At 31.8% G+C, this 261-nt stretch carries 1 protein-coding gene; it reads right to left on the minus strand.

Annotation, left to right across the window (positions count from 1 at the left end):
* Positions 1-226: hypothetical protein (locus NF27_RS01050; RefSeq protein ID WP_039454845.1), on the minus strand; the 226-nt coding region annotated here is incomplete at its 3' end.
* Positions 227-261 lie beyond the last annotated feature (35 nt).

A 261-nucleotide genomic window follows, 5' to 3' on the forward strand; every position in this document is an offset into this window, starting at 1 on the left:
ACAAATATCCTTGGAAAGCTTTTGTGATTGAAGGCGTCCATAAATCTATTATCTCGGAACCTAATGAAGCTTGAAAAAAGTTTATAAATAAATTTAAGTCCCTCTTCTTAGCTTCTATAGTTGCAGTTGGGCTACCTAACACATGAATTTGGAAATAAAGATTTGCCCAATACTCAAGTAAACCTTTATGGTTACTTGTTAATTGTGTAGCCTTATTATCTAACATCCGGCTCACACTTATTATTTATATACTCTTTAAAA

The sequence above is a fragment of the Candidatus Jidaibacter acanthamoeba genome, assembly GCF_000815465.1.
Taxonomy (GTDB): Bacteria; Pseudomonadota; Alphaproteobacteria; order Rickettsiales; family Midichloriaceae; genus Jidaibacter; species Jidaibacter acanthamoebae.